Annotated in this window: 10 protein-coding genes; 5 read left to right on the top strand and 5 right to left on the bottom strand. The window is 70.6% G+C overall.

The window, feature by feature from the left end; all coding sequences use genetic code 11:
* Positions 1 to 22: 22 nt before the first annotated feature.
* Entirely contained in the window at positions 23 to 1375 is a 1353-nt protein-coding gene (locus tag ADK36_RS10150) for a pectate lyase family protein (RefSeq protein ID WP_053197038.1), read from the bottom strand.
* 228 nt (positions 1376 to 1603) lie between these two features.
* Here ADK36_RS10150 and ADK36_RS10155 point away from each other — a divergent pair, with 228 nt between their 5' ends.
* Together ADK36_RS10155 and ADK36_RS10160 are read left to right on the top strand one after the other, a co-directional pair.
* Entirely contained in the window at positions 1604 to 2080 is a 477-nt protein-coding gene (locus ADK36_RS10155; protein ID WP_048581362.1) for a hypothetical protein, read from the top strand.
* Positions 2081 to 2165: 85 nt separating this feature from the next.
* A complete protein-coding gene (locus tag ADK36_RS10160) occupies positions 2166 to 2531 on the top strand; it encodes a PH domain-containing protein (RefSeq protein ID WP_048581363.1) in 366 nt (121 codons plus the stop codon).
* Positions 2532 to 2590: 59 nt separating this feature from the next.
* On the opposite strand, the gene ADK36_RS10165 is transcribed toward ADK36_RS10160, so the two are convergent.
* Positions 2591 to 2938, bottom strand: coding sequence for a DoxX family protein (locus ADK36_RS10165; protein ID WP_048581364.1), 348 nt, complete (start codon positions 2936 to 2938; stop codon positions 2591 to 2593).
* Positions 2939 to 3151: 213 nt separating this feature from the next.
* On the opposite strand from ADK36_RS10165, the gene ADK36_RS10170 reads away from it, so the two are divergent.
* On the top strand, positions 3152 to 3829 hold the full coding sequence (locus ADK36_RS10170; RefSeq protein WP_053197040.1) for a nucleotidyl transferase AbiEii/AbiGii toxin family protein: 678 nt from the start codon (positions 3152 to 3154) through the stop codon (positions 3827 to 3829).
* A 130-nt stretch (positions 3830 to 3959) separates the two neighbouring features.
* Positions 3960 to 7082, top strand: a complete 3123-nt coding sequence (locus ADK36_RS10175) for an FG-GAP repeat domain-containing protein (protein WP_053197042.1) — start codon at positions 3960 to 3962, stop codon at positions 7080 to 7082.
* Positions 7083 to 7136: 54 nt separating this feature from the next.
* Here ADK36_RS10175 and ADK36_RS10180 read toward each other — a convergent pair whose 3' ends face one another.
* Positions 7137 to 8468 (bottom strand): MFS transporter, encoded by a 1332-nt coding sequence (locus tag ADK36_RS10180; RefSeq protein ID WP_048581368.1) that lies wholly within the window; start codon positions 8466 to 8468, stop codon positions 7137 to 7139.
* Between the two features lie 289 nt (positions 8469 to 8757).
* Positions 8758 to 10521, bottom strand: coding sequence for an aspartate--tRNA ligase (gene aspS / locus ADK36_RS10185; RefSeq protein ID WP_048581369.1), 1764 nt, complete (start codon positions 10519 to 10521; stop codon positions 8758 to 8760).
* A 191-nt stretch (positions 10522 to 10712) separates the two neighbouring features.
* On the opposite strand from aspS, the gene ADK36_RS10190 reads away from it, so the two are divergent.
* A complete protein-coding gene (locus ADK36_RS10190; protein ID WP_048581370.1) occupies positions 10713 to 12881 on the top strand; it encodes a SpoIIE family protein phosphatase in 2169 nt (722 codons plus the stop codon).
* Between the two features lie 426 nt (positions 12882 to 13307).
* Here the strand turns inward: ADK36_RS10190 and ADK36_RS10195 are convergent, their stop codons facing one another.
* On the bottom strand, positions 13308 to 14411 hold the full coding sequence (locus tag ADK36_RS10195; RefSeq protein ID WP_048581371.1) for an AI-2E family transporter: 1104 nt from the start codon (positions 14409 to 14411) through the stop codon (positions 13308 to 13310).
* Positions 14412 to 14504: the final 93 nt, after the last annotated feature.

The raw sequence follows: 14504 nt of genomic DNA on the forward strand, positions 1-14504 counted from the left end.
CCTGCCCCGTGTGCCTCCCCGGTCACTTGAGGACGCCGGCCCCCGCGGTGGTCGCCAGCTCCGCCGCCAGGTTCCTCGCCGACGTCTGGAGCCCCGCAGTGAGCGTCGGCTTCCAGTTCACCGTCGTCTTGATCTTCTTCGAGCTCGCGGCGTTGTAGGCGGCCACGAGGTCGGTCGTCGTGCCGTTGACGAGGTTGCCGCCGCCGGCGATCGAGCCGGTGCCGTCGCCGCTGAGCAGCTTGGCGGGCTTGGCGCCGGACGGGAGTTTCCAGGCGTTGTGCTCGGCGACGACCTGGGCCTTGGCGCGGGAGTCGATGCTGTACTTCGGGGCGTAGCCGTTGAGCGTGGCCGTGTCGTAGACGTTGTTGTAGAGGTGGATCTGGCCGATCCGGGCCAGCGGCGCGCGCTGCACGATCCCCTTCCACACGTTGTGGTGGATGGTGACGCGCAGCTTGCCGGTGCTGTCGGTGTCGCTGCTGCCGATCAGCATCGTCTTGTCGTGGTTGCTGAACACGTTGCGCTCGACGGTCACCAGGTCGGAGCCGTTGGTGATGTCGAGGGCGCCGTCGTGGGCCTGGTACTTGCGGCCGAAGTACGACTTCTCGGAGCTGTCGAAGGTCGGCGCGTCCGTGAACGTGTTGTGGTCGGCCCAGACGTTGGTCGCGCCGCGCAGGGTGACGGAGTCGTAGTTTGAGTTCCACTCGCCGGACGAGCCGTCGGTCGGGTCCCACTGCGGGAAGCAGTCCTGGGTGTCGGCGAAGGTGAGGTTGCGGACGATGACGTTCTTCACGTTCTGCACCTGGAGGCTGCCGCCCTTGATGCCGGCGTTCGTGCCCGGGACGCCCACGATGGTGGTGTTGGCGGGCACCCGGAAGACGATGTTCTTCTTCTGCTTGTCCGCGGCGGTCTTGCGGGCGTTCTCCTGCGTCCCGGACGGCGCCTTCTTGCCGTAGGTCGCCGGGTCGTATGCCTTGAGGTAGGCGGAGAGCGAGTAGCCGGTGCCGGCGGCGTAGTCGGCGCAGGTCAGCTTCTTGCCGGCGTCGCTGGTGTTGGCGTCGATGGTGCCCTTGACCTTGATGATCCGGGGCGTGGTGTCGGAGACCGACCCGAGCGCCTTCACGAGCTGCGCCCGGGTGCTGACGGTGAACACATGCGCGGAGTCGGCCTTCGCGCCGCCCGTCGTACCGGAGCCCGAGGCCGCCCAGCCGTCCTTCGCGGGCAGGGACTGGTGGTACAGGTCGACCGGACCGGCGTTCGCGTTCAGCACTAAGACACCGGCACCGGTACCGGCGGCCAGGACGGCGGCGGTGACGATGACGGTGCGGCGCTTGCGGAGGGAACGGCGGTGGGTGGGGCGGGGGGAAGCGGATGCCACGAATGAGTCCTTACGTATGTGCTTCGGTGAGGCTCGCGCGCCGGCGAGCGGGCCCGCGTGAGCGGGCTTCCGATTCCTTCGTGGTCGCGGAGATCGGAAAGGTTGCCGTGGATTTTTTGGCTGACCGGTGCTCAAGTCGCGGACATCACGGGGATGTTGCCCATTGGGTTGGCATCGATCGCCCCCCACCGCCACCATGTCCCCCTTCACGACCGTATGGTTTCCGCCATGGCAGTCCCTGAGGTCATCCCGATCGCCTACGAGCCGCACGGCCGGACCGAGGCGATCGGCTGTTACGCAGACGGGCAGTTCATGGGGTCGGTCATCTACGCCTTCCCCAAGGGGTTCGACCTCGACACCGGCTGGGAAGAGCACAAACGCCTCTATTCGGTCCTGCACACCTTCGACTCCGAGGGCAGGTACCGCGACTCGGAGATCTGGTGCGCGGGCACCTGGGCCGAGCAGCAGCGCGCCCCGCAGGGCCCCGACTCGGTGCTCGCCCGCGCCCGCGCCCACCTCGCGACCCTGCTGCGCAGTCTCCCCCGCCGTACGTACACGGACATCGCGATCCGTCCCTTCCAACTCACCTTCGACGGGGTCCTGTTCGGCCTGGTGACCGGGGAGGACGACGGTGAGGCGTGGGCCGAGCTGTATCCGGACCACCTGGGCTTCGGTGCGCCCTGGGACGGTTCGTACGACACCTGATCGTTTGGGCCTCTATGCCTGGACGCCCCCGTGGCGCTGTACATTGCGAAGATCACGCAACGCCATCAAGTGGGGGGATCCATTCATGGCACTCTTCGGGAACGCGCACACCATCGACCAGGGGCAGGCACAGCAGGACTACGCGCGGCTGCTGGGGCACGGGGAGCAGGTGCACGCGGCGTACCTGCTGATACGGGACACCATCCTGTTCACCGACCGCCGGCTGATCCTGGTCGACAAGCAGGGCATCACCGGCAAGAAGGTGGAGTACCACTCCATCCCGTACCGCAGCATCACGCACTTCGCGGTCGAGACCGCCGGCACCTTCGACCTGGACGCCGAGCTGAAGATCTGGCTCTCGGGGTCGGCGACGCCGATCCAGAAGACGTTCACCAAGGGCGTCGACATCTACGAGGTGCAGGCGATCCTCACGCAGTTCGTGGCGAAGTAGGGAAGCCGGGAAGCAGGAAGCCGGGAAGTAGAGAAGCAGGGCCTCGCCTCGCCCCGATGTCAGGCGGCGAGGCCGAGCGCCAGGGCGCCGACGACGGGGGCGGCGTAGACGAGCGGGTACGGGATGTGTGCGTACCAGCGGGCCCTGGCCACGGTCACGGCGGCCCCGGCGAAGTAGAGGACCAGCCCGATCCCGGCCAGCACCCCGATCACCGGCACGAAGAGGCCGACCAGCAGGCCCACGGCGCCCGCGCCCTTGGCCAGCCCGAGCCAGGTCCACCACGAGCTGGGCACCCGGTAGTCGGTGAGCGCCCGCACGATCCACTCGGCGCGCATCAGCAGCACGGTGGCCGAGAATCCGGCCATCGCGGCGGCCAGGGCGGTGACGACGATGTGGGCGACGTTCATGGCGGGCTCCTCGGTGCGTGGAGAGTGAAATCGGGTGCGACGGGCGGTGGGGCGGCGGAGCGACGGTGTCCGCGTCATCCGTCCCTGTCACAGGACTGACGCCGGGCGGCGGGAGAGTGTGACGGCGAGGGCCACGCGTCTTTCGGGTACGCCGAAGGGCGGCATGTCGGCGGCACGTCCATCCCGGACCTGACCGCGATAATCGGGGCCACCATGCTGCCCCCGCACCGCGACCTCCTGTCCGACGTCCTCGCCGTCGGCGCCCGCTACCCACTCGTCCTGGCCGGCGACTGCGCCGTGCGGGCGCACGGTCTGACCGCCCGGCACGTGTGGTCGCTGGAGCTGGCGACCGAACACCCCGAGCCCATGGACCAGATCGCGGCGATGGTCCGCTACGGGCTGACGGAACGCGGCTGGCGGGTGCGCCCCCTGGACGCCGACCCGCTCTCCGCCCGGCTGCTCGTCACGGACCCCGACACGGGTGCGGAGCGCGCCGTGGACCTGCTGAAGGAGACCTTCTGGCGGCCCGCGGCACCGACCGGCCTCGGCCCGGCCCTGTCCCTGGAGGACCTCATCGGCACGAAGGTCCGGGCCCTGAGCGACCGCGGCGCCGTGCGCGACCTCGCGGACGTCTATCTGGCCGCGGCCCACTGGAGCTACCCCGACCTGGAGGAACTGGGCCGCCGCCACGCCTGGGACGAGTTCGACCTGGCGGACCTCCAGTCCCGCCTGGAGGCCACGGAGCTGTGGGACGACCGGGAGTTCGTCGCGGGCGGCCTGGACCCGGAGTCGGTGCCGGTGCTCCGCCGGTGGACGCTGGCGTGGGCGGACGACATCGCGGAGCGGCTGTTGGAGGAGGAGGCACTCAGGCCGCCGGCGGACGGGGAGTGACGATCCCCTGAAGGCCGCCCCGCCCCACCTCCTTCACCTGCGCGAACGCGCCCACTGCCCGGCATAAACCCCTGATAAGATCCGGCCACTTGTGCGAGGGCACGGGCCCTCGTAGGGGAGGGAACACCACGTGGGCAGACACGCCCCGAGACGGGGCGGGCTGACCGCCGCCGTCTCCTCGCTCGCGCTCGCCGTCGCGGCCGCGTCCGTCGTAGTCCTGTCGGAGGGTGGCGGCTCCGCGGAAGCGGCCGAAGCCGCCACCACCGCGATCACGCTGGCCGACCCCAGCACCACCACGCCGCGCGCCGACCGCCCCTACGTGGCCGGCGACAGCGGCTTCCTGCACCGGCAGACCGGCAGGGCCGGAATGCAGTGGACCGACTACGCGACGGGTCGGACCGTCACCGTCGAGAAGGCCGACGGCAGCGTCTACGCCCCGTCCTCGACCTGCTACTACATCGACTCCGAGTGCCGTCCGGCCTGGTACGGGTCGGACGGCGACCTGGTCGCCCTGCCGTCGTCGTCGGTGACGTCCTCGACCGTCACCCTCTGGGACCCGGCCACGGGCACGGCCAGGAACCTGAGCTGGCCCGGCTCCACCACGCACGGCTACTACCGGGCCCTGGCCGGGGACACGGTCGTCACCAGCTTCTCCCTGATCGACAAGGTCGACGGCGAGTGGCAGGCCCGCAAGGTGACCGGTGACCCGACGGCCGTGGGGGGCGACGACGTCCTCGCCGCGGACTCCTCGGGCGTGCTCTGGTCGGTCGACACCAGCAGGATCGGCTACATCGACGTCACCTCGGCCGTGAACACCGATGTGTTCGCCGACGCCACCTACGCCTCGCACTACGTGATGAGCGAGGACCGCATCGGCTGGTACCAGGAGGGCACCGCCGAGCTGCACCTGAAGTCCCGCGCCGACCTCAGCGCCGCCGAGCAGCTCGTCAAGCTGCCCGCGCACCCCGGCGCGCTCGACGGTGACCCGGTCCTGGTCGGCGACTGGCTGCTGCTGCCGCTGTCCTCCCGTGAGCTCGGCTCCAAGCTGCTCGCGGTCAGCGTCACCGACCCCTCGGTGCAGCAGACCCTGCTGACGAGCGCCGGCGAGTACGCGCTGGAGACCGGTGACGGCGGCGCCCTCGTCACGGGCGGCACCGACGCCACCGACTGGTGGGTGCAGCGGGTCGGCCAGGCCGAGGACGGCACGTTGAAGCTGGAGAAGGTCCGGCAGGCCCCGGCGGTGGAGAACGCCAAGACGGGCATCGCGCTCAGCCGCGGCAGCCTGCGCGTCGCCGAGGACGACCCGGCCAGTACCACCACGGACACCACTTCGGTACGCACCCTCACCACCGACGGCTCCACCGCCCTGACGGCGTCCGCCGCCACGGCGAGCGGCTCGATGTACGAACCGGTCTGCCCGTACGCGGGCACCAGCTGTGCGGCGCTGTGGGGCAACCTCTCCGCCGAGGACGTCTACCTGGACACGAACGGCGGCACCGACGAGGGCGAAGGGCTCGGCGACGACCGACTCAAGGCCATCGGCGGCCACTACCTGGACTTCGGCGGCAGGGGCGGCGCGATCGTGGACGTCTCCGACGACTACGCCGTCTACAACTCCGGCGGCACCACCCCGGCGCAGTACGTGGGCGAGTTCGGCCAGGGCCAGAAGCTGAAGCGGACCGTCCGCGCAGCCGCCCTGAACGGCTCGACCCTCTGGAGCGCCACCACCACCGCCGGCAAGCTCACCTCGTACAGCATCCCGCTGGCGAAGACGCTCTCCACGGTGACCGTGCCGGGCCTGGCCTGTGTGCCGAGCGAACTGCAGGCGGCGGGCCGCTGGGTGTACTGGGCCTGCGGGACGGACTCGGCCGGGGTGTACGACGCCAAGGCCGGTACGTCGAGGGCGGTCGCCCCCGGTGACGTGCTGCTCGGCGACGGCTTCACCGTCCGCCACGACCACGCCGCCCACACCCTGGTCCTCACCGAGTCGGCCACCGGGAGCACCCGGGTGATCGCCTCCGACCTGGCGGCCAACGGCCTGACGGCGGACCGCCGTTATCGCTGGACGGTCGACGAGTACACCGGCCTGGTCGCCTGGTTCGACGACTACGAGCGCACCCACGTCACGACCACCGGCATCGCGCCGTCCGCCGTGACGGCCTTCGAGACGTCGGCCGGCAGCTACGCGGCCCCGAACGTGCCCTTCGAGGCGGACTGGGTGCTGTCCCGCCCGGTCACCTCCTGGTCGCTCACCCTCACCTCCGTGCAGAGCGGCGCGACCGGCAAGGCCACCCGCACGCTCACCGGCGGCGCGACCCCGGACCGGCTGTCGGTGTCCTGGAACGGCAAGACGGCCGACGGGAGTTACTTCCCCAACGGCTGGTTCAAGTGGACCCTGAAGGCGACCGGCCTCGCCGCCGCCACGGAGAACACGGTCACCACCGGCGAGGCCTTCCTCCAGCGCGGAGCGCCGGTCCGCCGCGACTTCGTCAGCCCCGACGGCCCCGACGGCCGCGGCGACCTGCTCACCCTGAACTCCTCCGGCGGCCTGACCTTCCACAGCGGCACCGGCACGGGCAAGTTCGGCGACAAGTACACCGGCACCGGTTGGGCGACCACCATCACGGCCGTCCCCTTCGGCGACCTGAGCGGCGACCGCTGCAACGACGTCCTCGTGCGGTACAGCAGCGGCGCGCTGCGCCTGTACAAGCCGGGCTGCAATGCCGCGGTCAAGCCGTCGACGTCGTACACGACCCTCGCGACCAGCGGCTGGACGCAGTACAACGTGCTGACCTCGCCGGGTGACATCAGCGGTGACGGCCGCCCGGACCTGATCGCCCGCCATGCCTCCACCGGCACGGTCTACCTCTACAAGGGCACCAGCACCGGCAAGCTGGCGGCCCGCGTCAAGCTCTACGACAACTGGAAGGGCTACAAGAAGATCGTCGGCGTCGGCGACATCACGGGCGACGGCAGGCCCGACCTCCTCGCCCAGGACACCGCGAACACCCTGTGGCGCTACAACGGCAAGGGCGACGGCACCTTCGCCGCCCGCGCGAAGGTGTTCGCGAACTGGGGCGGCAGCTACAACGCCGTCGTCGGTCTCGGCGACATCACGGACGACGGCCGCCCGGACCTCGTCTCCCGCGACACCAGCGGCAACGTCTGGCGCAACAGCGGTGACGGGAAGGGGTCGTTCGGCTCGCGAACCCAGATCGCGAGCGGGTGGAGCGGCTACAAGTCCCTGACCTGACAGTGCGTTTGATGGAGGGGGGCGTGCCCTTCGGGGCCGCCCCCCCTTCCGCGTTCACGCTCGTGTCGAGGCCGTCTCCGGGACCGACGCTGCGGCTGTCCGCGTCCGGTGGATGAACGCCACGCCGCACACCGCGAGGACGGAGGCCGCGGAGAGGGTGTACAGGCCCCCGTTGGTGCTGCCCGTGGTGTCCTGGAGGTAGCCGAAGAGGGTCGGTGAGACGAAACCGCCGAGGTTTCCTATGGAGTTGACCAGGGCGAGCCCCGGCGCCGCGATCCTCAGGTCAAGCCCCGACTGGGCCATCGGCCAGAACAAGGTGGCCGCGCACTTCCCGCCGACCGCGGCCAGAGTGAGCGCGGCGAGGCCGAACCAGGGGGAGCCGAGGGTGGCCAGGAAGGTGCCGACCGCGGACAGGACGAGGGCGATCGCCAGGTACGGGCGGCGGTCCGGGGCGCGGTCGGTGAAGTGGGCCATCGTGTACATCGCGATCACCGCACAGATCCACGGTACGGCCGTGAGCAGGCCGACCTGGAAGGGCGAGAGCCCGCCGATGTCGTCGACCAGGCTCGGCAGCCAGAAGGTGATCGCGTACCCGGTGAGGGCCATCGCGAAGAACACCGAGGTCAGCAGGGCTACCTGGGGGTGCAGGATCAGCTTCAGCCGGGACGTCCTGGGGGCACGGTCACGTGCCTCCTTGTCCCGGGCGACCGCCTCGCTGAGCGCGTCCTTCTCCTCCTGGGTGAGCCAACGGGCGTCCTGGATACGGGAGACGAGGAAGAACCCGGCGATGAATCCGACCAGGATCGAGAAGGCCCCCTCCAGCGCGAACATCCAGCGCCAGCCGGCGATCCCGCCCGCCCCGTGCAGCTCCAGCAGCGCGCCCGTGATGGGCCCGGTCACGATGTACGCCGTGGCCGAACCGCCCAGGAAGATCGCGCTGGCCCGGCCCCGGCTGGAGTCGGGCAGCCACTGGGTGAAGTAGAGGAGCACACCGGGGAAGAACCCGGCCTCCGCGACGCCGAGCAGGAAGCGCAGGCCGTAGAACATCCACACGTTGTGGATGAAGCACATCGCCACGATCACCGCACCCCAGGTGATCATGATGCGGGTCAGCCAGACCCGGGCGCCGAACCGCTCCAGGAGCATGTTGCTGGGCACCTCGAACAGGGCGTACCCGATGAAGAACAGCCCCGCGCCGAGTCCGTACGCGGTCGCGCTGACCCCGACATCGGCCCTGAGCTCGTCCTGGACGAAGCCGACGTTCGTCCGGTCCATCTGGTTGACCAGCAGCATCAGCACGAGGATCGGCAGCATCCGGCGCAGGAACTTGCCTACCGCGCGGCGTTCGGCGTCGGGTATCACCGACGCCTGGGCGGCTTCCGACATCGTTGTCTCCCCTAGGTCGGTCGTACACATACTTGAACCAGAATCACGTACGCGGGCCCGGGGAACGTTACGGAGGCATCTCTTCAGGGTCAACGGCTTGAGCGGATGTCCATACATGTGAATACGGGGCGGACGTGTGTGCACACATCCGCCCCGCACCTCGTACATCCGCCGGTCAGGTACCGGTGTTGGTGGCCTCGGGGTCGACGCCCATTGCGCCGTAAACGAAAGTGGCTCGGAACCGGCACCGGTTCCGAGCCACCTACGGCTCTGCGAAGACCTCAAACACCTACTTCGGCTGCGGCTTGCGCACCGACAGGTGCAGCTCCTTCAGCCGCGCCTCCTCCAGCTCCGTCGGCGCGCCCATCATCAGGTCCTGGGCGTTGCCGTTGAGCGGGAAGGCGATCGTCTCGCGGATGTTCGGCTCGTCGGCGAGCAGCATGACGATGCGGTCGACGCCCGGCGCGATGCCACCGTGCGGCGGGGCGCCGAACCGGAGGGCGCGCAGCATGCCGGCGAACTTCTCCTCGACCGTGTCGCGGTCGTAGCCCGCGATCTCGAAGGCCTTGAGCATGATCTCCGGCTCGTGGTTCCGGATCGCGCCGGAGGACAGCTCGACGCCGTTGCAGACGATGTCGTACTGCCAGCCCAGGATGTCCAGCGGGTCCTGGGTCTCCAGGGCCTCAAGGCCGCCCTGCGGCATGGAGAACGGGTTGTGCGAGAAGTCGATCGCGCCGGTCTCCTCGTCCTTCTCGTACATCGGGAAGTCGACGATCCAGCAGAACCGGAAGACGCCCTCCTCGAAGTGCCCGGCACGCTTGGCGGCCTCGACCCGCACCGCGCCCATGATCTTCGAGACCTCGTCGAACTCGCCCGCGCCGAAGAACACGGCGTGACCGGCGGCCAGCGAGAGGCGCTTGGTCAGCTCGGCGACGTTCTCCTCGGTGAGGAACTTGGCGATCGGGCCGGACAGCGAGCCGTCCTCGGCCACCCGCACCCAGGCCAGGCCCTTCGCGCCCTGCGAGACCGCGAAGTCACCGAGCTGGTCGAAGAACTTCCGGGGCTGCGCGGAGACGTCCGGCACCGGCAGCGCACGCACGTGCTTGCCGGCGAACGCCTTGAACTCCGAGCCCTCGAAGATGTCGGTGATGTCGACGAGCTCCAGCTGGGCGCGCAGGTCCGGCTTGTCCGAGCCGTACTTCAGCATCGCCTCGCGGAACGGGATCCGCGGGAACGGGGACGTGACATGGCGGCCGCTCCCGAACTCCTCGAACAGCTCGGTCATGAGCTGCTCGATCGGCCGGAAGACGTCCTCCTGCTCGACGAAGCTCATCTCGACGTCGAGCTGGTAGAACTCGCCCGGCGAGCGGTCCGCGCGCGCGTCCTCGTCGCGGAAGCAGGGCGCGATCTGGAAGTAGCGGTCGAAGCCGGAGATCATCAGCAGCTGCTTGAACTGCTGCGGCGCCTGCGGCAGGGCGTAGAACTTGCCCGGGTTCAGGCGGGAGGGGACGACGAAGTCACGGGCGCCCTCGGGGGAGGTCGCGGACAGGATCGGCGTCGCCATCTCGTTGAAGCCCAGCGCCGTCATCTTGTGGCGAATGGCGCTGATCACCGACGTACGCAGCAGGATGTTGCGGTGCATGCGCTCGCGGCGCAGGTCCAGGAAGCGGTACTCCAGGCGCCGCTCCTCGTTGACCCCGTCCTCGGTGTTGATCGTGAAGGGGAGCGGGGCCGCGGCGCCGAGCAGCTCGACCTCGCCGACCTCGACCTCGACCTCACCGGTCGGCAGCTCCGGGTTGACGTTCTCGGTGCCGCGGGAGACGACCTTGCCGTCGACGCGGACCGTCGATTCCTTGGTCAGCTTGTCCAGGGCCTCGTACGCGGGCGTGCCGGGACGGGCGACGAGCTGCGTGATGCCGTAGTGATCGCGCAGATCGATGAAGAGGATGCCGCCCAGGTCGCGCCGATTGTGCAGCCAGCCACTCAGTCGGACGTCGGTGCCGACGTCAGAGGAGCGGAGCTCGCCGCAGGTGTGGGACCTGTACCGATGCATCGTCGTTTCATCCAGTCTTCGCGGATCGGGGGGCGTGTTTCACGTGAAACTTCCCCCAAGGGTACCGGGGACCCCAAGATCGGCTCCCCACCATTTCGCCGTGCCCATGGGCCCACCCGTGACCCCCTCCGACCGGATGCCCCGTACAGCTTCGGTGGCAGTCTGCGATCACCTCTTCTTACAGTGGGGCAATGCGCACTGGTGAGCCCCTGCCCGCCGTGGGGGAGGTTCTCGCCGCCCTCGCGACCGGACTGTGGCATTGGAACACCGCCACGGGACTGGTCACGGTCGACGCGGAGGCGGCACGGCTGCTCGGGCTGCCCCCTGAACAGGCCACGCTCAGCCAGGCCCAGGTGCGCTCCCGCCTGCACCCGGTCGACTGGAACGAGATCAGCGGGGTGATCCAGCTCGCCGTGGCCGAGGGCACTCTCGGCGAGGCACGGGTGCGGATCATGGACGAGCGGGGCCGGGTCATCCGGGTCGGCCGGAGCCGCTTCCACGCCGTCTTCGACCGCGCGAAACGGTCGTACGAGGTGACCGGCTCCCTCCAGGAGGTCACCGAACCGACGCCGGGGACCCCGGCCGGGCGTACGGCGGTCACCGGTGACTGGCGGCGCTCGCGGGAGGCGTTCCTGCTGGACGCGGGCCGGGCGCTGGCCGAGGCGCGGTCGACGGCGGAGGTGCTGCGGGTCGCGGCCGGGCTGTCGATGCCGGGGTTCTCACCGGACGGCCTCGCGGTGTTCGGCGTGACGGGTGACCGGCTGACGATCACCGGCCACCACGGCCATCAGCCCGGCGACGAGAGCCCCTTCTCGCACATGGCCCTGGACACCGACTACCCGGCCGCCGAGGTGGTCCGCACCGGCCGTGCCGTCTACCTCTCCACGCCCGAGCAGTACAAGGACCGCTACCCGCTCACCTGGCCGCTCGCCGCGCACTTCAACCGGCAGTCCTGGGCGTTCCTGCCGCTGACCGTGGCCGGCCGCACGATGGGCGCCTGGATGGCGGCGTTCACCTATCCGGTCGCCTTCACGCCCGACGAGCGGTCCGTGCTCACGACGGTGGCCCGCATGCTCGCCCAGGCCCTCTCGCGCGCCGAGGCCGCGGAGTCCGCGCGGGAGCTGACGGACGGCCTCCAGCGCTCGATGCTGCCCCAGCTGGGCCCCGAGATACCGGGCATGAGCGTGGCCGCGCGCTATGTCCCGACCGGCGGCGGGCTCCAGGTCGGCGGCGACTGGTACGACATGATCCCGCTGCCCAACGGCCGGTTCGCCCTCGTCATCGGTGACGTCCAGGGCCATGACGTCCGCGCGGCGGGCCTGATGGGCCAGCTGCGCATCGCCCTGCGCGCCTACGCCTCCGAGGGCCATCGCCCCGACGCCGTCCTCTCCCGCGCCTCACGCTTTCTGCACGGCATGACGTTCGGCTCCCTCGACGAGGACCCGTCCGAGCTGCGCTTCGCGACCTGTCTGTACGTCGAGGTCGACCCCGCGACCGGCCTGCTGGACATCGCCCGCGCCGGCCATCCGGACCCGGCGATCCGCATGACCGACGGCACGGTGCTGTCGCGTCCGACGGCGGGCGGCCTCCCGCTCGGCATCGACCCGGACGCCGACTACCCGACGACCCGGATCGCCCTGGAACCCGGCGAGACCATGCTGATCTGCACGGACGGCCTGATCGAGACCGGCGGCCACGACCTGGAGACCGGCTGGAAGCGCATCCGCACGATCCTGGAGGACCACGACGGCGACCTGGAGGCGCTCGCCGACGCCCTCGTCCAGGCCGTCCACGGCCCGTCCTCCCACCACACCACCGGCCCGCTCGCCGATCGGCGCGAGGACGACATAGCGGTACTGCTGCTGTGCCGGGAGGGGGAGGGCTGCGGCTGCGGCGGCACGGTGGCCGTCCGGCCGACGATCCGGCGCACCATGCTCACGGTGGCGCAGGACGAGCCGGAGCGGGTCGCGGTGGCCCGGCAGCAGCTGCGGGAGCTGCTGCACGACTGGGCCTCCGAGGACCAGGTGGACTCGGCGGTCCTGCTCCTGTCCGAGACGCTCACCAACGTTCTCGTCCACACCGACGCCGACGCCCTGCTCCTCGCCGAGGTCCGCGGCACTTCGGGCGACCGCCGGATCCGCGTCGAGGTGACGGACACCAGCGACGCCCTGCCGCACAAACGCCGCCCCGGAGAACTGGCTTCGTCCGGGCGGGGCCTGATCCTGATCGAGCTACTGGCTCAGGCATGGGGCGTGGACCCACGGGGCGAGGGCAAGAGCATCTGGTTCGAGCTCTACGAGGCGGAGGGCACCGACAATCCGGCGAGCGCCGCCGACCCTGCGGACTCCGAACCCGCGTAACGCCCCGGCCCGTTCGCCGACGCGCCGCCGCGCCCTGGCCGTAGCCCTGACCGTGGCCTGGCCCTGACCCTGACCCTGGCCAGGATCCGCGACTGGCCGCGAGCCCGGCGAACCCAGATACCGACCGAGCCACCGACGCCCAGCCCGGGGCGCGGGCCCATACGGCGAGGCGAAGAACAGGGCGTCCCAGCTCCACGAGGCCGAGGACGCCGAGAAGCCGGGCGAGGCGACGGGCTCTGCTGACTCCCAGGGCCCCCTAGCGCCCCAATTCCCCGCACAACACCGCGCCCCTGCCCCACGCCAGGACCCACGGCGGCCCGGGAGCCGCCCCGGACACCCCAGATACCGACCGAGCCACCGGCGCCCAGCCCTCGGGGCGCGGGCCTGCGGCAGGGCCAAGGGCGGCGGAGGGCCGTGGTTCGGGCTTCACGAGGCGGGCGGTGCCGTGGGCTGCGGGGTCGAGGGCGGCCCGGGTGGCACCGGGGGGTCCGGGGCGGCGTATCGCTCCCTCAGTTCGTTGACGACGCCGAAGGCGGCCGCGGTGAGCGGGACGGCGAGGAGCATGCCGAGGATTCCGGCCACGGACGCCCCCGCGGTGATCGCGACCATGACGACGGCCGGGTGCATCTGCACGGTCCGGCTCTGGATCATGGGTGTCAGCACATGCCCTTCCAGGACCTGTACGGCGAGGACGATGGCCAGCACCCACAGCGCGATCACGAACCCCCGGTCGGCGAGCGCGACCAGCACGGCGACCGCCCCCGACAGAAACGCACCCAGGTAAGGGATGTAGGCGCCGACGAAGACGAGCGCGCCCAGCCCGACAGCGCCCGGAACGTCGAGGACCAGCAGCCCGACGGTGATGCAGACGGCGTCGATGAGGGCGACGAAGGTGGTCCCCCGCATGAACCCCTCCACGGCCTGGAACGCCCGCCGGGCCATGGCCTCCACGACCTCCCCGGACCGACCCGGAACGACGGACCGCAAGGCGTCGGCGGCCCGGTCGGAGTCCCGCAGGAAGAAGAAGACGAGCAGCAGCGCGAGTACGGCCATGGCGATGGCCTCGCCCACGACGCTGACCCCGCTGATGACACCTGAGGCGGCCGTCCCGCCGAACTTGGTGAGCAGCTCCCGGGCATTGGAGGCGACGTCGTCCAGCGAGGTCCCGGCGGCCCCGAAGTGGTCGGCGAGATCCTCGGCCGCCTGCTTGAGCGCGGCGATGATCTGGTCGCCGGTCTCGACGATCGCGGCGACGACGATGTACACGGCCCCACCGACGACGGCCACGACGGCGACGCAGGTGAGCCCGGCGGCGACGGACCGGTTCACCTTGGCCTTCACCAGCCGCCGGTGCAACGGCCCGAGCAGCGCCGTCCCGAGCAGCGCGAGCAGCACGGGCACGACCGCCGTACTGAACTCCACGGCCAGCCGGATGCCGACGTAGACGACCCCGGCGACGAGCAACAGGACGACACACCAGGCGGCGAGCCGCCGGACGGGGTCGGGGAGCAGCGGGTTGGGGGCCTGCACGGTTCCAGCGGATCACGGACCGGGCGGGGCTGTCGTGCGCGGGCGGACCGGGTGGGTGACGGGTGCCGAAAGGCCCGGAGCCGCACCACAGGG

It is taken from the genome of Streptomyces viridochromogenes (assembly GCF_001270495.1).
GTDB classification, from domain to species: Bacteria; Actinomycetota; Actinomycetes; order Streptomycetales; family Streptomycetaceae; genus Streptomyces; species Streptomyces viridochromogenes_A.